Source organism: Pseudomonas sp. LS2P72, from assembly GCF_054897865.1.
In genome coordinates, this window is sequence record NZ_CM142708.1 from 6217410 (window position 1) to 6240201 (window position 22792).

At 58.0% G+C, this 22792-nt stretch carries 13 protein-coding genes and 1 pseudogene; 12 read left to right on the forward strand and 2 right to left on the reverse strand.

Annotated features, from left to right (window positions below; genetic code table 11):
* The first annotated feature begins 4 nt into the window (after positions 1-4).
* From accC to ACYZUA_RS28595, 10 genes are all read left to right on the forward strand, one after another.
* Positions 5-1363, forward strand: coding sequence for an acetyl-CoA carboxylase biotin carboxylase subunit (gene accC, locus ACYZUA_RS28550; RefSeq protein ID WP_283189788.1), 1359 nt, complete (start codon positions 5-7; stop codon positions 1361-1363).
* Positions 1364-1433: 70 nt separating this feature from the next.
* Positions 1434-2738 (forward strand): Fic family protein, encoded by a 1305-nt coding sequence (locus ACYZUA_RS28555; protein ID WP_461961500.1) that lies wholly within the window; start codon positions 1434-1436, stop codon positions 2736-2738.
* Positions 2739-2984: 246 nt separating this feature from the next.
* A complete protein-coding gene (prmA, locus tag ACYZUA_RS28560) occupies positions 2985-3863 on the forward strand; it encodes a 50S ribosomal protein L11 methyltransferase (RefSeq protein WP_461961501.1) in 879 nt (292 codons plus the stop codon).
* 30 nt (positions 3864-3893) lie between these two features.
* Positions 3894-5102 carry a DUF3426 domain-containing protein gene (locus ACYZUA_RS28565; protein ID WP_461961502.1) on the forward strand — a complete coding sequence of 403 codons (1209 nt, stop codon included), beginning with the start codon at positions 3894-3896 and terminating at the stop codon, positions 5100-5102.
* Positions 5103-5287: 185 nt separating this feature from the next.
* A complete protein-coding gene (dusB, locus tag ACYZUA_RS28570; RefSeq protein WP_461961503.1) occupies positions 5288-6298 on the forward strand; it encodes a tRNA dihydrouridine synthase DusB in 1011 nt (336 codons plus the stop codon).
* Entirely contained in the window at positions 6295-6615 is a 321-nt protein-coding gene (fis, locus tag ACYZUA_RS28575; protein ID WP_007907419.1) for a DNA-binding transcriptional regulator Fis, read from the forward strand. Before dusB ends, fis begins: the two co-directional genes overlap by 4 nt.
* Positions 6616-6696: 81 nt before the next feature.
* The gene (gene purH / locus ACYZUA_RS28580; RefSeq protein ID WP_461961504.1) at positions 6697-8304 is read left to right on the forward strand and encodes a bifunctional phosphoribosylaminoimidazolecarboxamide formyltransferase/IMP cyclohydrolase; all 1608 of its coding nucleotides are present in this window, start codon (positions 6697-6699) and stop codon (positions 8302-8304) included.
* Positions 8305-8459: 155 nt separating this feature from the next.
* On the forward strand, positions 8460-9755 hold the full coding sequence (gene purD / locus ACYZUA_RS28585; protein WP_461961505.1) for a phosphoribosylamine--glycine ligase: 1296 nt from the start codon (positions 8460-8462) through the stop codon (positions 9753-9755).
* A 99-nt stretch (positions 9756-9854) separates the two neighbouring features.
* Positions 9855-12632: a hybrid sensor histidine kinase/response regulator gene (locus tag ACYZUA_RS28590; protein ID WP_461961506.1), complete on the forward strand. Its 2778-nt coding sequence runs from the start codon at positions 9855-9857 to the stop codon at positions 12630-12632.
* A 64-nt stretch (positions 12633-12696) separates the two neighbouring features.
* Positions 12697-13293: a MarC family protein gene (locus ACYZUA_RS28595; protein WP_007937197.1), complete on the forward strand. Its 597-nt coding sequence runs from the start codon at positions 12697-12699 to the stop codon at positions 13291-13293.
* A 59-nt stretch (positions 13294-13352) separates the two neighbouring features.
* Here ACYZUA_RS28595 and ACYZUA_RS28600 read toward each other — a convergent pair whose 3' ends face one another.
* Positions 13353-14174, reverse strand: coding sequence for a hypothetical protein (locus ACYZUA_RS28600; protein WP_461961507.1), 822 nt, complete (start codon positions 14172-14174; stop codon positions 13353-13355).
* Between the two features lie 245 nt (positions 14175-14419).
* Here ACYZUA_RS28600 and ACYZUA_RS28605 point away from each other — a divergent pair, with 245 nt between their 5' ends.
* Positions 14420-15070 (forward strand): hypothetical protein, encoded by a 651-nt coding sequence (locus ACYZUA_RS28605; RefSeq protein ID WP_461961508.1) that lies wholly within the window; start codon positions 14420-14422, stop codon positions 15068-15070.
* 411 nt (positions 15071-15481) lie between these two features.
* Positions 15482-15706: pseudogene (locus ACYZUA_RS28610) on the forward strand (MarC family protein); the annotation flags it as partial.
* On the opposite strand, the gene ACYZUA_RS28615 reads toward ACYZUA_RS28610, so the two are convergent.
* The gene (locus ACYZUA_RS28615; RefSeq protein WP_461961509.1) at positions 15675-22760 is read right to left on the reverse strand and encodes a TcdA/TcdB pore-forming domain-containing protein; all 7086 of its coding nucleotides are present in this window, start codon (positions 22758-22760) and stop codon (positions 15675-15677) included. The pseudogene ACYZUA_RS28610 and the gene ACYZUA_RS28615 sit on opposite strands and share 32 nt — an antisense overlap.
* Between the last annotated feature and the right edge of the window lie 32 nt (positions 22761-22792).

A 22792-nucleotide genomic window follows, 5' to 3' on the forward strand; every position in this document is an offset into this window, starting at 1 on the left:
TTTGATGACTGCGAAGTTGGAAAAAGTTCTGATCGCCAACCGCGGTGAGATCGCCCTGCGGATCCTGCGTGCCTGCAAAGAGATGGGCATCAAGACTGTCGCCGTTTACTCCAAGGCTGACAAAGAACTGATGCACCTGGGTCTGGCAGACGAATCCGTCTGCATCGGCCCGGCCTCGGCCGCGCACTCTTATCTGCACATCCCGGCAATCATCGCCGCGGCTGAAGTGACCGGCGCTACCGCCATTCACCCAGGCTACGGTTTCCTTGCGGAAAACGCTGATTTCGCCGAACAGGTCGAAAACTCCGGCTTCGCCTTCATCGGCCCGAAAGCCGACACCATTCGCCTGATGGGCGACAAGGTATCGGCCAAGCACGCCATGATCGCAGCGGGCGTTCCAACCGTTCCGGGTTCCGACGGCCCGTTGCCTGAAGACGAAGAAACCGCTCTGCGCATCGGTCGCGAAGTCGGTTACCCGGTGATCATCAAAGCCGCTGGCGGCGGTGGTGGTCGCGGCATGCGCGTTGTGCATAAAGAAGAAGACCTGATCTCCTTCGCCAAGCTGACCCGCACCGAAGCAGGCGCGGCGTTCGGCAACCCGATGGTCTATCTGGAAAAATTCCTGACCAACCCACGTCACGTGGAAGTTCAGGTACTTTCCGACGGCCAGGGCCACGCCATCCATCTGGGCGACCGCGACTGCTCGCTGCAACGCCGCCACCAGAAGGTTCTCGAAGAAGCGCCGGCACCGGGCATCGACGAGAAGGCACGGGCTGAAGTCCTCGCACGCTGCGTCAAGGCGTGCATCGACATCAACTACCGTGGCGCGGGTACTTTCGAATTCCTGTACGAGAACGGCGCGTTCTATTTCATCGAAATGAACACCCGCGTTCAGGTTGAGCACCCGGTTTCGGAAATGGTCACCGGCATCGACATCGTCAAGGAGATGCTCAGCATCGCCGCTGGCAACAAGTTGTCGTTCACTCAGGATGACGTGGTCATCCGCGGTCACGCGCTGGAATGCCGGATCAACGCCGAAGACCCGAAAACCTTCATGCCGAGCCCAGGCACGGTCAAGCATTTCCACGCACCAGGCGGCAACGGCGTTCGCGTCGATTCGCACCTGTACAGTGGCTATGCCGTTCCGCCGAACTACGATTCGTTGATCGGCAAGCTGATCACCTACGGCGCAACCCGTGACGAAGCCCTGGCGCGCATGCGCAATGCGCTGGACGAAATCGTTGTCGACGGGATCAAGACCAACATCCCGCTGCACCGCGACCTGGTCCGCGATGAAGGCTTCTGCAAAGGTGGAATCAACATCCACTACCTGGAACACAAGCTGGCTGGCGAAAAGCATTAAGCTGTGATCCATACCAACAAAGCCGCTTTCGAGCGGCTTTGTTGTTTCTGCTCAGGGACTTTCCGATCAGATGCTCGACAAGATCCAGCTCGAACTGCTGGCGGCTTGCCAAACAATTCAGCCTGCTTACTTTCCAGTGTTGAGCATGGAAGAGGTCGAAGGTCGCAAGTTAATCGTGCTATGGGCGCCCGGCGGGCAAAACCGCCCCTATAAAGCTCCGGCCGCAGTGACAGCCAAACACAGAAGCTTGCACTACTACATCCGTCGCTACAGCAGCACGGTGGAAGCCAAGGGCGAAACCGAACAGGAACTCTTGAGCCTTACTGCCAAGGTGCCTTTTGATGATCGCTTCAATCTGGGCGCTCGGGTCAGCGATTTGTCCAAACCTTTAATGCAAAGCTTTCTGCAAGAAGTGGGCAGTGCCTTGGCCGAGGATGCAGCGGTTCTGTCTACCGAAGCGCTAGGGCGACAAATGAACGTCGTGGGCGGCCCGGCCGAATCGCCATGGCCTAAAAATGCAGGCCTGATGTTCTTTAGTCCAGCCCCAGAGCGATTCTTCCCCGGCACACAGATTGATGTGCTGTGGTTTCCGGAGGGTGCTGGCGGTGATCGCTTTGACGAAAAGATCTTCAAGGGGCCACTGGCAACCATAACCCGCGAATCACTGGCTTATATCCAGCGCAATTACCTGCAGGAAACAGTGATCAAGCATGCAGACCGCGCCGAAGCTACGCGGATCTGGAACTTCCCCTTCGCAGCTATTGAAGAGGCCTTGGTCAATGCCGTTTATCACCGGTCCTATGAAGAACGCGAACCGATTGAAGTCCGTATCAGCCAGGAAGAATTGGTGATTCTGAGCTTCCCGGGGCCAGACCGCTCGATTCGAATGGAGGACCTGCGAATAGGCCGCGCCGTGAGCCGCCGCTACCGTAACCGGCGAATTGGTGAGTTCCTGAAAGAACTGAGTCTGACCGAAGGCCGCTCGACAGGCATCCCGAAAATTCTCAAGGTCATGGCGATCAATGGCTCACCTGCGCCGCTATTTGAAACCGACGATGATCGGATTTCGTATGTCGTACGGCTTCCAGCGCACCCTCAGTCACAGAGAGCAGAAGCAACAACCATGGAAGTCACCATGGAAGTCGCCTCGGTGCTGAGGGCCATTGAAGGCAGCATGAGCAGGCTGGAACTTCAGACCACTATGGGTCTGAAAAACGCCGACCATTTCCGTAAAGCTTACATACTGCCGGCCATGGCCGCCGGGGTGCTTGAAATGACGCTGCCTGAACAGCCCAACAGCCGCCTGCAACGCTATCGTATGACGAACAAGGGACTGCAATGGCTCACCGCCAATAACGCAGGGAATCAGCACTAAAATGTGATCCGACCAACAAAGCCGCTTTCGAGCGGCTTTGTTGTTTCTGTAGGAGCAAGGCTTGCCCGCGATGAACGATGATACGGTCTACCTGAGAGACCTCGTCGCCTGAATCGCGGGCAAGCCATGCTCCTACGAAAAGCATACACATGTCGGTCCTGTCGTCTTCTGCCCCGCGCTCGCGTAAACTTGCGCGCTTCTCGCAGCCCGCTAGGCTGCAATCAATATTTTTCAAAGGTGCCCGCCATGCCTTGGCTGCAAGTCCGCCTCGCCATCAGCCCAGAACAAGCCGAAACCTACGAAGACGCTTTCCTTGAAGTGGGCGCCGTATCGGTGACGTTCATGGACGCCGAAGATCAGCCGATCTTCGAGCCGGAACTCAACACCACGCCGCTGTGGTCGCACACGCACCTGCTGGCCCTGTTCGAAGGTGGCACCGAAGCCGCCACCGTATTGGCCCACCTTGAGTTGCTGACCGGCAGTCCGCTGCCCGAGCATCACAGCGAAGTCATCGAAGACCAGGACTGGGAACGCAGCTGGATGGACGGTTTCCAGCCGATGCGTTTCGGCCAGCGCCTGTGGATTGTGCCGAGCTGGCACGCAGCTCCCGAGCCTGACGCGGTCAATCTGCTGCTGGACCCGGGCCTGGCGTTCGGCACCGGCACCCATCCGACCACCGCGCTGTGCCTGGAATGGCTCGACGGCCAGGATCTGAAAGGCTGCAACGTACTGGACTTCGGCTGCGGCTCGGGGATTCTGGCGATCGCTGCCCTGCTGCTCGGCGCGAAAGAAGCCGTCGGCACCGACATCGACGTGCAGGCGCTGGAAGCCTCCCGCGATAACGCCGGTCGCAACAATATCGCCGAAGCACTCTTCCCGCTGTACCTGCCGCAAGATCTGCCGCAAGCTCAGGCCGATGTACTGGTGGCCAACATACTTGCCGGCCCGCTGGTTTCGCTGGCGCCGCAACTGTCCAGCCTGGTCAAATCCGGTGGTCGCCTGGCGCTGTCGGGCATCCTCGCCGAGCAAGGTGAAGAAGTCGCCAAAGCCTACGCCCAGGACTTCGACCTGGACCCGATCGCCAATCGCGATGGCTGGGTGCGCATTACTGGCCGTCGGCGCTAGAATGAACGCCTGCATAAACCGGATTGCCGCATGACCGACAGCTTCGTCACTCAGTGCCCGCATTGCCAAACCAGCTTCCGCGTCAGCCATGCTCAATTGAGCGTGGCCCGCGGGGTGGTTCGTTGTGGCTCGTGTTTGCAGGTGTTCAACGCCGCCAAGCAGCTACTTGAGCAACGGTCCGGCAAGGACGCGCTCACGCCGGATGCCCCGGTCATCGTCGAACCGCCGGAGCCGCGAGCCATCAGCCAAAAGCAATGGACCGCGGCCGAGCTGGATCTGGACAGTCTGGACCTGGACGAAGAGCTCGCCCGCCTCGAACAACGGGAGATCCAGCCGACCACGGAATTCGGCCGTCAGCGCGAAGACAACCTGAGTGCCAGCCGGGATACCGTTGAGCACGAAGAAGCGCCGTGGCCCGACAGTCTGTTCAGCGAATCGGCCGCCGATCGTGCGCAGACCACTGAAGCCGACTTGCCAGAGCTGGAACTCGACCCGAGCAAATATTCGCGCACCGAACCTTCGCTGTCCCTGGAACCAGTGGAACCGGACGACGAACATCTGCCGCCACAGCTGCGACTGCACGACCCGCTCGACGCACCGATGCATCACGAACGCCTGTCGGCGACCGATGATATCGACGACGATCGGCCCTCGATCCAGCCTCAGCGCAAAAAACGTGAGCCGGCTGTCCGCGCCGAAGCCCTGCAAGACCTGACCGATGACCCGCTGCAGCTGGACTGGCAAAAGCGCCGTTCACCCTGGGGTCGCCGATTTTTCTGGCTGCTGCTGATCCTGCTCGGCGCCGCCGCGCTCGCCGGTCAGTACATCGCCTACCATTTCGATGAACTGGCACGCCAGGACCAGTACCGTCCGTGGTTCCAGCAAGTGTGCCCGCAAATCGGCTGCACCGTGCCATCCAAAGTCGACATCGCCAAAATCAAAAGCAGCAACCTGGTGGTCCGCAGCCACCCGGACTTTAACGGTGCACTGGTGGTCGACGCGATCATCTATAACCGCGCGCCCTTCTCCCAGCCTTTCCCGCTGCTGGAGTTGCGTTTTGCCGACCTCAACGGCCACCTGATCGCCAGCCGTCGCTTCAAGCCCGGCGAGTACCTCAACGGCGATCTCGAAGGGATGGCGGAAATGCCTCCGCAAACGCCGATCCACATCGCACTGGATATCCTCGATCCAGGTTCCAAAGCGGTGAATTACAGCCTGAGCTTCCATTCGCCCGAGTGAAACGCTTCAGTGTTACGGCTTTGACGGCATATTTCTGACTTCGGCCGCTCACACCAAACCGCTGGCGATAACAGAATAACTGTTCAGATTTTGTTCAATTCAGCCTTTATCCAGTCATCGAGAGCGGGTATCATGCCAACCCTTTTTCGAACTCTCATGATCCGACCCCACAACAGGGAAGTCCTATGTCGGCGGTACGCATCGGTCCTTACACATTGCACAACGGCTTGATTCTCGCCCCGATGGCGGGGGTCACAGACCAACCCTTTCGTCAGCTGTGCAAGCGACTGGGCGCAGGACTTGTAGTCTCGGAAATGGTCACCAGCGACATGAGCTTGTGGAACACCCGCAAATCGCGGATGCGCATGATCCACGAAGGTGATCCCGAGCCCCGCTCGGTACAGATCGCCGGTGGTGATGCACAGATGCTGGCGGATGCAGCCCGGGCCAACGTCGAACTGGGCGCACAGATTATTGATATCAACATGGGCTGTCCGGCGAAAAAAGTCTGCAACAAGGCCGCCGGGGCCGCGCTGTTGAAGGATGAAGCACTGGTGACCGAGATCCTGCAGGCCGTAGTGGCTGCGGTTGATGTGCCGGTGACCCTGAAGATCCGCACCGGCTGGGACCGTGACAACAAGAATGGTCTGACCGTGGCGAAGATCGCCGAGCAGGCAGGCATTACGGCGTTGGCGGTTCATGGCCGCACCCGTGCCGATCTGTACACCGGCGAAGCCGAGTACGACACCATTGCCGCGATCAAGCAGGCGGTGTCGATTCCGGTCTTTGCCAATGGCGATATCGATTCGCCAGAGAAAGCCCGGTACGTGCTCGATGCGACCGGTGCCGATGGCCTGCTGGTAGGCCGGGCCGCCCAGGGGCGGCCGTGGATTTTTCGTGAGATCGATCATTTTCTGCGTACCGGCGAGAAACTCCCGGCACTGGAACTGATCGAGGTGGAACGCATCCTGCTAGAGCATCTGGCTGCGCTGCATGTCTTCTATGGAGACGTCATGGGCGTACGCATTGCTCGGAAGCATGTGGGCTGGTATCTCGCAACCTTGCCGGGCGCCAGGGAATTTCGCGCCCACTTCAATCGTTTGGATGGTACGGAAACACAATGCGCCAACGTCCGGGAGTTTTTCGCCGAACGTTACAAGAGCCTGACAGGGGACGGAGAAGGGGTGGCCGCATGACGATGATGACCGAGACTTTAGTGAGTGGAACAACACCCGTGAGCGACAACGTGAATTTGAAACAGCACCTCAATACGCCAAGCGAAGAAGGTCAGACCCTTCGCGGGAGTGTCGAGAAGGCGCTGCACAATTATTTCGCCCACCTTGAGGGCGCTGCCGTCACGGATGTGTACAACCTGGTGCTCTCCGAAGTCGAGGCTCCCCTGCTCGAGTGCGTGATGAACTACGTCAAGGGCAACCAGACCAAGGCCAGCGAGCTGCTCGGGCTGAACCGAGGCACGCTGCGCAAGAAACTCAAGCAGTACGATTTGCTGTAAGCATTCAATCAAACCAGAAAGGCGCCCGCGTAAAAACGGTCGCCTTTTTTGCTGACTCCTTTGCTTTTGATGGACATTGAGATGACCGACCAGACTACCCGCCTGCCGATCCGCCGCGCCTTGATCAGCGTTTCCGACAAGACCGGGATCCTCGAATTCGCCAAAGAGCTTGAAGCCCTGGGCGTCGAGATCCTCTCCACCGGCGGAACGTTCAAGCTGCTGCGCGACAACGGTGTTGCCGCAGTGGAAGTCGCGGATTACACCGGTTTCGCAGAAATGATGGACGGCCGGGTAAAAACCCTGCACCCGAAAATCCACGGCGGGATCCTCGGTCGTCGCGGTATCGACGACGCCATCATGAACGAGCACGGCATCAAGCCGATCGACCTGGTAGCGGTCAACCTGTACCCGTTCGAAGCGACTATCAACAAGCCAGGCTGCGACCTGCCGACCGCGATCGAGAACATCGATATCGGCGGCCCGACCATGGTCCGTTCGGCTGCAAAAAACCACAAAGACGTGGCCATCGTGGTGAATGCCAGCGACTACGCCAGCGTCCTCGAGAGCCTCAAGGTCGGCGGCCTGACCTACGCTCAGCGTTTCGACCTGATGCTCAAGGCCTTCGAACACACCGCCGCCTATGACGGCATGATCGCCAACTACATGGGCACCGTGAACCAGGCGGCTGACACCCTCGCTACCTCCGGTCGCAGCGAGTTCCCGCGCACGTTCAACAGCCAGTTCGTCAAGGCTCAGGAAATGCGCTACGGCGAGAACCCGCACCAGAGCGCGGCGTTCTACGTTGAAGCCAAGCCTGCCGAAGTCGGCATCGCCACGGCGACCCAGCTGCAAGGCAAAGAGCTGTCGTACAACAACGTGGCCGACACCGACGCCGCGCTGGAATGCGTGAAGAGTTTCGTCAAACCGGCCTGCGTGATCGTCAAGCACGCCAACCCGTGCGGCGTTGCCGTCAGCCCGGACGCCGAAGGCGGCATCCGTCAGGCTTACGAACTGGCCTACGCCACCGACACCGAGTCGGCGTTTGGCGGCATCATCGCCTTCAACCGCGAGCTGGATGCTGAAACCGCGAAGGCCATCGTCGAGCGTCAGTTCGTCGAAGTGATCATCGCCCCGTCCGTTAGCGAAGAAGCTCGCGCCATCGTCGCTGCCAAAGCCAACGTGCGCCTGCTGGCCTGCGGCGAGTGGTCGGCTGATCGCGCCGCTGCCTGGGACTACAAACGTGTCAACGGTGGTCTGCTGGTGCAGAGCCGCGACATCGGCATGATCGGCGCTGACGACCTGAAAGTCGTGACCAAGCGCGCTCCGACCGAGCAAGAGATCCACGACCTGATCTTCGCCTGGAAAGTCGCCAAATACGTTAAGTCCAACGCCATCGTCTACGCCAAGAACCGTCAGACCATCGGTGTCGGCGCCGGCCAGATGAGCCGTGTGAACTCCGCGCGAATTGCTGCGATCAAGGCTGAACACGCTGGTCTGCAAGTGCAGGGTTCGGTAATGGCTTCCGACGCGTTCTTCCCGTTCCGCGACGGCCTGGACAATGCGGCCAAGGCCGGTGTCACGGCGGTGATCCAGCCTGGCGGCTCGATGCGCGATAACGAAGTGATTGCAGCCGCTGACGAGGCCGGCATCGCGATGGTATTCACCGGCATGCGCCACTTCCGTCACTAAGTACACGATCCACTGTAGGAGTGAGCCTGCTCGCGATAGCGTCCTTTCAGACACATTGATTCTGACTGTAACGCCGTCATCGCGAGCAGGCTCACTCCTACAGAAAAGCGCCCCTGCGGCGCTCAACAGAATTAGCGTCATCCGAGGTTTTTGAAATGAATGTTTTGATCATTGGCAGCGGTGGCCGTGAACACGCCCTGGCCTGGAAAGTGGCTCAGGATCCGCGCGTGCAGAAGGTTTTCGTTGCCCCGGGCAACGCCGGCACCGCCATTGAAGCCAAGTGCGAGAACGTCGCTATCGACGTGCTGGCCCTTGAACAGCTTGCTGATTTCGCCGAGAAGAATGTTTCGCTGACCATCGTCGGCCCGGAAGTGCCACTGGTCGCCGGCGTCGTCGATCTGTTCCGCTCCCGTGGCCTGGACTGCTTCGGTCCAACCGCTGGCGCTGCTCAGCTGGAAGGCTCGAAAGCCTTCACCAAGGATTTCCTGGCGCGCCACAAGATCCCGACGGCCGACTACCAGAACTTCACCGAGATCGAGCCTGCCCTGGCTTATTTGCGTGAAAAAGGCGCGCCGATCGTGATCAAGGCCGATGGCCTGGCCGCCGGTAAAGGCGTGATCGTTGCCATGACGTTGACCGAAGCCGAAGACGCCGTACGCGACATGCTGGCGGGTAACGCATTCGGCGATGCCGGTTCGCGCGTGGTGATCGAAGAGTTCCTGGACGGCGAAGAAGCCAGCTTCATCGTCATGGTCGACGGCAAAAATGTGCTGCCGATGGCCACCAGCCAGGACCACAAACGTGTCGGCGACGGCGACACCGGTCCGAACACTGGCGGCATGGGTGCCTACTCCCCTGCCCCGGTCGTGACTGCTGACGTGCACAAGCGCGTCATGGACCTGGTGATCTGGCCGACCGTGCGCGGCATGGCCGAGGAAGGCAATGTTTACACGGGCTTCCTGTACGCCGGTCTGATGATTGACAAGGCTGGTAACCCAAAAGTCATCGAATTCAACTGCCGTTTCGGCGACCCTGAGACCCAACCGGTGATGCTGCGTTTGCAGTCGAGTCTGGTGTTGCTGGTCGAAGCGGCCCTCGCGCAAGCCCTGGACAAGGTCGAAGCACAATGGGATCCGCGTCCGAGCGTCGGCATCGTGCTGGCGGCTGGCGGCTATCCAGGTGACTACGCTAAAGGCATTGCCATCAACGGCCTCGATGCAGCTGCCGCACTGGAAGGCAAAGTCTTCCACGCCGGTACTGCACTCAAGGACGGTCAAGTGGTGACGGCCGGTGGTCGGGTGCTTTGCGCCACGGCAATGGGTAACAGCGTCGACGCCGCTCAGCAGCAGGCTTACAAGCTGGCGGCCAACATTGACTGGGAAGGCTGTTTCTATCGCAAGGACATTGGCTACCGTGCCATTGCCCGCGAGCGTGGCGAAAATCAGGAATAAGAACGCCATTCGGCCAGGCAAGGGCTTCGAGCCCTTGCCGGACTATTCCGGCGCCGCGCATAGTTGTATTCTGGCATTAACCTACGAAGGGATTTCGCCGTGCGCTGGCTCAGGATTGCCATAGGATTCACAGTCACTCTGCTGACCTTGCTCTGCATGCTCCCGGCCCAGGCCGCGCAAGGCAGTGGCTGGGCGGTATTGCTCGACGAACAGGGTGACCTGCAGCTCAGCGACATCCGTTCCGCTCGCTACACCAATCAATTCAGCCCCATTGAACTCGACCGCCTCACCGCCGCCGAACCCGATGGTGCGTTATGGCTACGTTTCAGACTCGCGCCCGGCAAGCATGAACAGTTGCTGCGAGTATTCGCGCCCGACCTGTCGCATCTCAATCTGTATGTGCTGGACGGCGACACGCTGATCGAGCAAGTGAACACCGGCACCGGCCAGCCCCAGGCTGAACGGCCACTGCCCAGCAGCGACTTCATGTTGCCGTTGCCGCAAAACGAAAAACCTCTCGACGTTTACCTGCGACTGGTGTCCGACCATCAGTTGAGGCCTTACGTCACCTTGCAGTCGGCGGTCATGACCGCGGCCAATCAGAATCAGACGCTGATCTACGGACTGTTGTTCGGCTGTATCGCGATGCTGATCCTGCACAGCCTCGTCCGCTACGCCTATACCCGCTCACGCAGCAGTTTCTGGCTGGCCGGATGCGAAGCATTGTTGATGCTCAGCCTGTTGCTGTTGCTGAATCTGGCAGGGCCCTGGTTGCCGAACTGGCACGCGGTGCAGACTCCCGGCGCCTACCTCGCCTTGCTGCTGACGGCGCCATGCGGCCTGATGTTCGCCTACCGCTTCTTCGCCCCGCTCGGCCCGCACCCGCTGAACAAGCTGCTGCTGGGGGACATTCTGTTCATCGTGGTCTGCGGATTGCTGCTGTTATTCGTCAACACGCTGCCGCTGAACATCATGACCTACGCCCTGGTCGCTCTGGCAGGTCTGAGCATGTTGTTCGTCAGCGCCTATCACTGGCAAAAAGGTTATCGCCCGGCGCGCCTGTTCGTCGCGGCGATGGTGGTGTTCAACACTGGCACTCTGATCATGTTGCCGGCACTGCTGGGATTGACCCTGGTCGCACCGCAAGGCTTGATCATGACGCTGCTGGGGTTAATCTGCATCAGCGGCGTGTTGATGAGCATTGCGCTGAGCGAACGTCAGCGCAGCATCACTGAAGACCGTTTCAGCATCAGTCGCGACCTGGCCGCCAGCAATGCAGAGATCAACGCCAAGGCCGAATTCCTGGCAAAAATCAGCCACGAAATCCGCACCCCGATGAATGGCGTGCTGGGCATGACCGAGCTGCTGCTGGGCACGCCGCTCTCGGTCAAGCAGCGCGACTATGTACAGACCATCCACAGTGCCGGCAACGAACTGCTGACACTGATCAACGAGATTCTCGACATCTCCAAGCTCGAGTCCGGGCAGATCGAACTGGACGATGTGCAGTTCGACCTCAACGCACTGATCGAAGATTGCCTGAGCATCTTCCGCGCCAAGGCCGAACAACAGAACGTCGAGCTGATCAGCTTTATCCAGCCGCAAGTGCCGCGCGTCATCAGCGGTGACCCGACTCGCCTGCGCCAGACCCTGCTGAGCCTGCTGGAAAACGCCCTGAAGAAAACCGACGAAGGCGAAATCCTGATCGTCGTCGCGCTCGATGAGCGCAGTGTCAAACCGCGCTTGCGCATTGCCGTGCAGGACAGCGGTGAGCCGATGGACGCCGAAGAGCGCGACGCATTGATGCACGCCGAACTGCACAGCAAGCACTTCCTCTCGGCCACCCGTTTGGGCGGCAACCTGGGGCTGGTGATCGCCCGTCAGTTGATTCGCTTGATGCACGGGGAGTTCGGGATCAAGAGCGGCGCCAATCAGGGCAGCACCTTGTGGCTGACCTTGCCACTGGACCCTGACCGCCTCGAACATCCGACGTCTGACCTTGATGGCCCCTTGCAGGGTGCACGGGTTTTGGTGGTGGACGATAACGACACCTGCCGCAAAGTGCTGGTGCAACAGTGCACCGCCTGGGGCCTGAATGTCAGCGCCGTAGCGTCCGGCAAGGAAGCGCTGGCGCTGCTGCGGACCAAGGCTCACTTGCGCGATTACTTCGACGTGGTCCTGCTCGACCAGAACATGCCCGGCATGACCGGCATGCAACTGGCGGCCAAGATCAAGGAAGACCCGAGCCTGAACCACGACATCCTGCTGATCATGCTTACAGGTATCAGCAATGCGCCCAGCAAGATCATCGCGCGCAACTCCGGGATCAAACGCATCCTCGCCAAACCGGTGGCCGGTTATACCCTCAAGACGACGCTGGCCGATGAGCTGAACCAACGAAACAAGGGCCTTTCCATCTCGCATCACCTGCCCGTCGGCCCGACCTTACCGGTTAAAGTGCCAAGCGACTTCCGCATCCTGGTGGCCGAAGACAACAGCATCTCGACCAAAGTTATTCGCGGCATGCTAGGCAAGCTCAACCTGCAACCGGATACCGCCAGCAATGGCGAAGAAGCCTTGCAGGCGATGAAAGCCCAGCGTTATGACCTGGTCCTGATGGACTGCGAAATGCCGATCCTCGACGGCTTCTCCGCGACTCAGCAATTGCGTGCCTGGGAAGTTGGCAACCAGCGGACTCGCACCCCCGTGGTGGCGCTGACCGCGCACATCCTCGCCGAGCACAAAGAGCGCGCACGTCAGGCAGGCATGGACGGGCACATGGCCAAACCGGTCGAGCTGTCGCAACTGCGCGACCTGATCGAGCATTGGGTAGCCCAGCGTGATCAGCAGATCCGGGCAGCGACTCAAACGTCCTGAGCCGACAGACCCCGCAGCGCCTGATAGACTCCCCCTCGACTTCCCTCGCCAGTGAGCTTGCACCATGCTCCACGTGTTGTTCAGCGTTTACCTGAAGATGCTGGTGCTCTACAGCCCGTTCTTCGTGTTGTCCTGTTTCATCAGTCTGACCCGCGGTTATTCGCGCAAGGAACAGCGTCGCCTGGCCTGGAAAGTGGCGACTGCCACCCTGGTCTCCAGCGTCTTGCTGTACCTGTTCGGGAGGGTGATTTTCAGTGTCTTTGGCATCACCGTGGACGCCTTCCGCATCGGTGCCGGCAGTGTGTTGTTTATCTCGGCGCTGGGCATGGCTCAGGGCAAGTCGGCGGTGCAGACCGACAACGTGCAGCAGGACGTGACCATCGTCCCGCTGACCATTCCCCTGACGGTCGGTCCCGGCACCATCGGCGCCTTGCTGGTGATGGGCGTGAGTCAGCCTCATTGGGACGACAAACTTACGGCCATTCTCAGTATTGCCCTGGCCAGCTTTACGGTCGGTGTAGTGCTTTATCTGTCCAACCGCATTGAGCGTATTCTCGGTGACCAGGGCTTGCAGATCGTCAGCCGGTTGATGGGGTTGTTCGTCTGTGCATTGGCAGCGCAGATCATCTTTACCGGGGTGAAGGGCTACCTGGTTCCCTGAACGCACAAGGCCGAAGGATCCAATTCCCTCGGCCCTGATTTTTGTATGGCGTTGATTATTTACTTGGGAGCATTCCTGCGGCGACTGAACCGGTTTTGCAGCAACGGCTTGTAATACTGCCCCAAGTACTCTTCCAGTTCATTCTTGAGTGCAGCATAACGAATCGGGTTAAATGTAATAAAAGAACTACCACGAAAAATATCGCGCCCCGAAGTTTTCCAGTTAAAAAATAGAGGCGTGGTTTCCTTACTGCCGCCCACGCTGTCGATCGATGCCAACGAAGTCACGATAATGCCATTGGCAAGTTGATCGCATGGCATTACTGCCAACCTGACACCTCTACTGCCTGTAACTTCGCGATTGAACAAGTTGATCGCTTGCGGTTCCTTCTTGAGGGCATCCAATGTCGTGTTAACGACTGCGCTGAGTACAGCAGCACCCGGAATCGCGGCTTTCGCTGCATCCATACCGGCCTTGACGATGTCGGTAACGATGTTATCCATGGTCAATTGGCGGGAACTCTTCCGATAAACAGTGTAACCGGAATCTGCCACGAAACACCCCGATTCATCCATGCATTTCAGGAACGCGAGGTACCACGCCTGAGGGTCGTCGCCTGGAACTTCGTAACTTGCCTCCAGCTTCGAAAACTTGATCAGGTTTTCAATGATCGCCATATTTTCGAGCGTAATATTATCGCCATAACCCACCAGCGCATTGGCCAGCACGACGGCATCCAGTTCTTTAGTCGGGCTCGAAGCGTCTGCTGCCGCAAATGACCGCATACGAATTGCAGGCTGTACAGACAGCCGACGACTAATACGCGCCTTCACTAAAGCAGTGCATTTTTCGACACTAATAGCACTCTCAACAACATCCATATCTAATATTCCATTCAATTAATTAATAGTACCCTGATGAGGGCAAGTCGAATCTAACGTGCTCTACCCGAACAAACAAACCCCAATTAAATTCCATATATGTATAAGAACGATTCCACGCCCAAGAGAAAACTTCACACACATAACAAAGCCAGCACCAACACTCGCCATTGTAAGCTGCGGAAATTGCACAGCCGTGCAACACCCTCGCTAGGAATTACTATTTCTTTTATCAGGAGTTACTTATGAGCAATACGCTACCGTCCGGTGTGGTGACGGGTCCCAATCTGATTTCAAGTGTCGGCGAACTTACCCTGCAAGACTTCGACGACTTAACCAACTGTACGCACATTGCCACACGATCTGCCGACCTCGTCCACAATCGCTTTGCCAACTCACAACACTGGCTGGATGAATATGTTCGCACTCTCATGTTTCTCGGCTGGTCGCTCCATGAAGGAGCCATTACGACACGAACACGTTTTGATGTTTCTGGCAGCGTTGCCGATTTTCTGGTGCGCAAAGCGCAAACCCTGAGCGACTCCCGGCAAGCAAACGCCATGATTGACACCCTCGACGCCTTGCGACCCGACGCTGGCGCGGTGCGTTCATTGGACGACGAGAGCCTTAAAGGACGTCGATTCCAAGTCCTTCCTGCCCGTTATGACTCAAGTAGAAATCTCCATATAGCCGTTTTCAACCTTGAGTTGGTCGCCAATGCAACGAAGAACGGCTTCTTGTTTTGGTCCTGGGAAAAGCAATCGGCAAATCTCGTTCAACAGAGTGCCTTTCTCAAATTGAACAGAGCCATACTCGACACAAAAAGACCGCTTATGGAGACCAAGCTCCGCGAACAAGTCATGAAGCGATTTACCTTGAGGAAGGCAAAGCCATAAACCGCCTCGCACACATAAAAAACCCCTTCACACATTTGAACATGTGAAGGGGCGACGCCGAACGCTGGGATCAGACTTGTACGGTTGCTTCACTCTGCCGGGTCATCAACAACGTCTTGAGCGGCACTCCTGCCGTGAGACCTGGCCGGGTCAGCAATGTCGAAATGGCAACAGACGGATAACTGCCAATCGATAACAAAACCTCCCCGCGACGCGTGATGTCCTCGCGTTGACCTGGCGCAGGATCAGGCTGCGCCACGTACCGGATCGAGCATCACCACGTGTTCATCCACCAGGCTGACGATCACTTGGTCGCGGTAGGAATGGCAGTCACCTGCCACCCCCCGCACAGATCCGTACGTGCGGAATTACCGCATACGGCTCCTGCCTTGGGTTTTAACGCCGAAGCGGGTGATGGGCGTGAGTCAGCCTCATTGGGACGACAAACTCACGGCCATTCTCAGTATTGCCCTGGCCAGCTTTACGGTCGGTGTAGTGCTTTATCTGTCCAACCGCATCGAGCGTATTCTCGGTGACCAGGGCTTGCAGATCGTCAGCCGGTTGATGGGGTTGTTCGTCTGTGCATTGGCGGCGCAGATCATCTTTACCGGGGTGAAGGGCTACCTGGTTCCGTGACGCCCACCTTCGTCATTAGCGCCGCAAGCTGCCTGTCCTCGCCATCGATGGCCAGTGCCTGCACTAATTCATCAAGGGTTATGGTCATTGTGGTGCCATGAACCTGAAGACTCAGGTTCATGGCGCGGCGTGCGGTCAAATCGTCGGGGTGATCGCGCACGATCAGGCTGTGCCCGGTATTCGGGTCGGTGAACAGCAACTGCCCTTCAACCTGGCTGACCCGCCAAACATCCTGCGCCCCGGTATTCAGAATCAATGTGCCAGGCATCAGTGACTCAGCGCTCAACGAACGACGACAATCAACCACAATGCATTCAAGCCGCTGCCAGACATCGCTCGATACGCCGCAGCTGATCGCTCTGGGCCCATAACTCAAGATCAACTGGGTAACGCCGTCAGGTATCAACGGCATAACGTCATCGAGCTCCCCCTGAAATTCCAGCATCAACACCTCGGCTTCACGACGTGCAACGCTGTTCTCCAGCCACACATCCTTCGAAGCGCTGTATGTCAGTTGGCTGGGCGTTTCATGTAACAAGGCAACCGTTTTGTTTCGAACACCCAGCAGTCGGGTTTCCAGGCTCGTATTGATCTCACCCACCACGCGATCGATGCCCTCGACGTACCATTGGTAGCCCGAGTAACCGCCAACCGATACAAATGCTTCGTGGGGATGCTTGCTCACCAGCGCCTTCAACGCTTGTCTCACACCCGCATCGTAAGGGTCATTCGTGCCCTGTTGCGCCAGAACCCAGTCTCCCGTGACGCCGACAATACGTGCCGGTTCACCGAACCTCATCTCGAGTTCAACCCCTTCAAGCGTCCGCCCTCGCAGACCGGCGCCCTGTGCCCATACCTGTGCAAAAGCCCATTCGGGCCAGACTTTTTGAGGCACAGGCAACAGGTCCTGCCGCAGAAGTTGCAGACCATTATCAAAGAGTGTCGGTAGTTTTTCAGGCCCAAGGAACGCTTGGCGATAAAGTTGCCCAACGGAAATATCCAGCAGCCAGCCCGCCTCCTCATCCGGTGTCGTTGCCACCAACTGCACGACCTTGCCGGGGCCAACATCAGCAATCAGCAATCGATGGTCGACGTACCAGGCACACAGCTTTTCATCCCCTACGCCGTTGCTCAAACCAAGAATCGAAAAGCTCGACGCATGATGCGCCTTCGCAAGCGCCTCAAGGTCGGTCCAAAACTCAAAGCCAATGCCCAACGGTCCTCTGGCATCCTCCAGCCAGTCTTCGGAGACTCCGGCCAGCTGCGACTGCCCTTGCTCGTTGATATCGAAATACAGCCCGTCCTTGGTCAACGCTACGTAGCGTTTTTCATTGGCGATGACCTCAATCACATTCAAGGGCCCGATAAGCTCAGCCTGGGCATCCACACCGGTGACAATCATCCCGGTCTTCTGGCGATAGAGGCTCCGATTGAGCTTGTCAAAGAACAGGACGGTATCGCCCGTGCTGGTCGCGGGTGTCAGCAACATCGGGCTGACCGCGCCGCCCGGCCCCTCAATCTGCGGCACATTGGGACGAATCAGCAGGCCATCGGCAGCACGGACCCACGTGCTGACCGGATCCTTTCTGCCCGCTGTCAAAGGTGTTATCGAGACAAACGCCGCTGGCTGATAATCCACGACTTTCACTTGGGTCAAAGGCCGAAGTTTCGAGTCCTTGACCAACAGTTCGTAATCCCACAGGAAGTTCGACCACCCTGGCATGGCGCCCCTGAGCAGCTGCTCTTGCTGACGGTCGGTCAGATGACCTGCAATCGCCAGCAGCAAGACTTCGTCCTCACCCAACAGGTAGACCACCTCGGCTTCACGCCCAGTGCGCTGGGTCACATGCTGGACAATTCGAATGACCCCGCGCCCCAGTACCTGAAACACCGAAATGCTCGAACCGGGCACCGGATCCATCAGCCTATAGAATCGATTGACCTGTCCGGTGACCACGTCAGAGCGCCAGATGAGTGCTTCCCGGGAACAATAGAAATACGCCTGCCCACCCAAAACCGCGCCTAACCTGGCTTGGCTCGCCAGTGCTAAAGGGAGGTCGCGAGCGTAGATAAAACGATCACGGGCCTGCTCATAAAAAGCCGTGGTGAGTTGTGGTTCTTGTGGGTCTGCGAACGGAACCGGGAAATGCTGTACCGCTGTGAACGGGCTGGCCAAGCGATTGGTGCGGGCCAGTTCCCTGACTCGGGCCTGGATCATTGCAGTGTCGAGAGTCGGGTCGTTCTCCAGTTCTTCGAGCAGCAACTGCTGTTTCGCCCAGTTGACTCGAAACGAGTGATGCGAAGTCTGGATAACCAATTCAGGCGTACCCATGACGTGAACGTCGACAGCTCCCACCTTCAAAAGACCTTCGCCGACAACGATGTCCTCTTCGCTCAACCAGAGCGCACGCAACGTCCAGGTCATAGGGCGAGCCTTCTGTGCCAGAGACAGATTGACCGATCGCACACCCGGAGCGAGTGTCAGCGCGCAATGACCACCCACCCCCTCAACACTGTAGGAGAGCTTGCCGTGCAACATCTTGGGCAGCTCGGGCACCAGCAACGAACGCGGCTCCTCATCCAGCAAGACACTGATCGTCGTCTCGACCTCTATCGGAAACAAGTTGTGCAAGATGTACTCGGTGGGGAACTTGTAAAAGGTAAACCAGAACTGGCGATTGCCTGCTGTGTCGTACTCCAGCTTCAGCGCCGTTTCAAAATGCTCGGAACGCGTGGTCGAAAACGGCAGGGCCGAGTAATTGAAAGCGAACCAGGTGTTAGCCACACACGGCAGGACAATGGCCTGAAAGGTCGTCAAATCGCCAATAGCCGCCTGCTCCGGCAACCCAAGGTGTTGTCGGATGTTGATGGCTTTCGAACGATCACGATTGTCATTCGGCGGGTGCAGCACGGAGGTGTTGGCCGATAAGATTTCCTGACTACCAAACGTCAGTCGCTGGTTGCGCAAATCAATCTCGCGGATGGCCGCATAAGGATTCGGATAAAACACGCCCTCCTTGATCGAGTGACCGCCCGAGCGATACGCCTTATCGACGCGGCTCAGGTACTGGCCGATCCGCCGCCCTCGCTCCAATGTGCCGTTGAACCCTTCGACCAGCGCGCTCACGCCAATGGCCAGCCCGCCCAGAATCACACCGGCTCCGCCAAGAAACGCAGCTGCCGTACTGGCACCTGCCAGGCCGGCTCCTATGCCGGCCGCAGACAGTGCCAACCCCGCGGAATCGAACGCCAACTGCGTGCCGTATTGCGCCCGTTGCAGATCGTCCCTGGCATTGGCCAGCAGATAGATATCGAAACCCAGAGTAGCCAGCTGCATCACCGTGGCCAAACCATCCCTGGCAATATGTCCCAGCGCATTGACCACGACCGAGGAGGTGGTCCGGGCCACCAGCGGTGCGTCGTTTAACGCCACCCTGAACAGGGTGACCAGATCAACGATGTCGAGCAGATTGCCATGAGCCAGTTGCGCGTAACTGAGGTAACCGTGCATTCGCACGGCATTCGTCAGGCTCCGGTCTTGATTGATGTCGCTGATTTGCTCATGGGACTGGAGCGTCACCAGCAGCGCCTGAACCGTAAAAGCCGCATTCAAGGTATGCACGGCGCTGACATCGGTCGGGTCGATATAACCCGGTACGGACGGCTTGACCGACAGTGTCTGGAAGGTCTCCGTCAGGTAGGAGCGGATCCGCGACAGAACTCCGTCGGTGCTTGACACCCTGACGGTGCGCGTGGGGTCCTTGAGATTGACCAGGCTGATTTCATAATGTCCACCCGACACCTCTCGCACACTGTCGAACACCGGAACAAAGTCTCGCCCAAGGTTATTTTCCGTGTGGAGGCGATCAGCGCTGTGCTGAATCTGCTGCGCCCAGTGACGGGCGTCCAGTTCGTTCAGTCCACGCCCCAGTCGGGCATTTTCCGCCAATGAACGGGCCCGTAACTCCGCATGGTGCTCCCATGGCGCCACCGTTACACCGGTGCTGATCGGATCATGGCTCAGCAAACCCGACACATTGATCTGCGACGGCAGTGTCAGATCGGCGATACGCGGGCCATTGAGATCGACGACGTTGAACGTCGCGTCCATCACGTGACTGATCTCATAGAGCCTGGCCAGCTCAGGGCTGCTCAGAAACCGCTCAAGACCACGGTGCAGGTCCTGTGCCTGTTCAAATCCGAAGACACCGAAATTCGGATCGTAGAAGTGGTAGGTACTCGACTCGCCATTGACGATTTTTGCCACCAACAGGGAGTGGCTTTCGGTGTTGAGCATCAAGGTACTGGTAGAAGTCCTGGCTTCCAGTGCCTGCATGACCTGATTCAGCCCGGACTCTCCTGATAAAGAGCCCGACCGCGCCATTGGCACGGTTCGCAGCTCATCGAGGGTTCGCAGAAAAGCATGGGTTTCATTGGCGTCGGGCGCAAGGTTGGCATTGGCCAACCTGCCGCTCAAAGCGTCCACAGCCGAGGGACCTTTTTCGAGGGCTGCCGCCATCGCCAACACCAGTGGATAACAGCGCCTTCCGGGATCGCCTTCACCTCTGACCAGCAATCCCTGCGGCATCAACCTCCCCGTCAAAGCCCCTTGCTCGATGAACGTTTCCAGCACCGTGGCGCTGCGCTGGAAGATGTGGTTGCGCAGTTCGTATTGGGCCTGAAACCTGATGCAGGCCATGTGCTCGCCCCATTGGCGCAAGGTCAACGGCTGCTCGAACGCAAGAACCTTGAGCACCTGAGCGCTGTTCTTCGACGGCTCAACCGCTGCCTGCGCAGCGGCAAACCCGGCTTCGAATGCAGGATGCCGACGTGCGAGCAAGGCCTGTTCGATGGCCAGATAACGCTGGGCGAAACCCAGGTCGGCGGTGCTCTGCGCGAGGGTTCGGGTGCGCTGCCAGGCCTCGTCGAATCCGGCAGTATCCAGCGTCTGCGCGCCGAACAGCCCACCGAGCAGTACTCGATGCACCGGGCTCAACTGATCAAGCGGCAGAGAGCCGTGGCCAATACGGGCAATCATTTCGTTCAAGTTACCGATCGGCTCAAAACCGTGTGAGACCGGAAGTTCGACACGGGCTTGCACCAGGATCCGCTGACGCTCATCGAAGCTCAGGGGCCAAGGCTTATCGAAGCTCAGGTCGCCGCTGAGTTTTTCGTTCATGGCCCGGATGAAGGGGGCACCGAGGTCGTCCACCAGTTGCTGCAAGATATCAGCCTGTAAAACCGGCCGGCCTTCAATCACAGGCCAACCCTTTTCAAACGTCATCAGCTGACCTTTAAGCAGCTCCGTGATGTTGCCTTTGAAATGGGTCTTATAGCCACCCTGGCTCGCTTTGGTTGTTTCAAGCTCGAACCAGGCCTCCACAGTCCTGGCATTGTCTTTCCAGCTGTGGTGGGTTTCTTCTTCGGTGGCGAGGTTAAAGCCGTCGAACAGGTCAACCTTGTCGCTGATCAGTTGGCGGCTTTCAAGCACCGCATGGTCTTCGACAAAGTCACTCAGACCGCTGGTTACCGCCGTCGGCCCGCTCATCGCAATGGCCGATTGGGCACCGAATTTGATGCCGTCGGCATCATAGTCATTGATCGCCTGCAAAAAACTGGTGAGGCTTTTGTCATACGCGTCCCAGCTTGAAATCGGGCCGTGTTGTTTCTCCAGCTCCCGGATAATCAGATCGGAAAATACCCGATGATCCTGAAGCGATACATTACTGCTCAACGCCTGTGCAACTACCCGGTCCAGGAACTGATAGTTGCTGCGAATTTTTTCCATAACGGCGGCGAGTTGCGCAGAACCCGCATGACCACTCAACAGGGCATTGGATAATCCGTTGAATGGCGTCTTGATTTGATCCGGCACCAAATCAGGCGTGTTTTTGTTCCCGACACGCAGCCCGTTCTCTGCAACCATGACGTCATTGAACGGCGCAAAAATATCGTTGAGGGACGGCATGCTTTTGGCAAATGCTGTTATCGCCTCTCTGTGTTGTTCAGGCACCTTGGGGCGAAAATCCGCATAGGCCTGCCCCCGATTCGGAAGTAGTGTCGGGTTGTGATCGAACAATAACTGCATCACACCTATACGTTCTTCGGCACCGAAGGCGGTGAGATCCACACCACCGAGCACGTTATGCAGAGACGGCAGCAAGTCAGCGTCAAGATAGGTTCCACTCTCGACATTCAGAACCTGTAAACGTGTGATATCGGATGCAGCCGCCAGGTTGGTGCGAAACGAGATTTCGCGCTCATAAACATCGAACAACGGTTGATCGATAAGCTCTACGTGTATGTCTCGATGGGCAATTTCCACGCGTTGCAGAGATTGAAGATTTCGGGCCTTGAGCGCCTTGAGCACACCTTCGTCCTGGCCATAGGCACTGACTAAAAGATCGATCCGCGCCTGGTCGGCACTGCCGCCCGCCTGGGTGACAGTCTGGATATGCTCGAACATTTGCTGTCGCAACACTCGAGTTCGCTCGATGTAACGACGAGCCAGCGCAGCAGGCGTATCGGCTGTTCCTGGTGGCGCAGAAATCGTCCCCAGCGCTTTGGCTGACTCGACGATAATGCGATTGGTCTCATGGGCCAGCAACGCATCGCTGTCATACCACAGGTTGAGGCTGTAACCCTGTGGGGCAAGCATTTGCCTCCAGACATTGATGTAGTCTCCCTGAATAGCGCCAATCCCCCCACCCACCCAGACAAAGTGCAACTTTTTGGGGACGGGTTTGGCAGTATTCAGTAGTTCGACAGTTGTACTTAATCGCAGTAAATAGACCGTCAATTTATCCCGGACTTTTTGCAGTGTGGCAGCCGAACCTTTCGGGGTTTTTGATTCGAGCGTTTCCCTCAATAGACTTATCGGCGTCAGTTGGGCGTCAAGACTCGACGCTTCGCTAGCACCGTCGAAGTAACGCAAGGCCGCTGCGTGCTCCGGCATGTCTTTGAAACCGCTCAACGCAAACTCCAACTCGCTGCGATCAAACGGCATGGAAAAAGTGTCAGTCTGATTCAGTGTTCCGCCAGGTGTACTTTTCATTTTCATTTCCATATGAAAAAAGCCGACAGCCA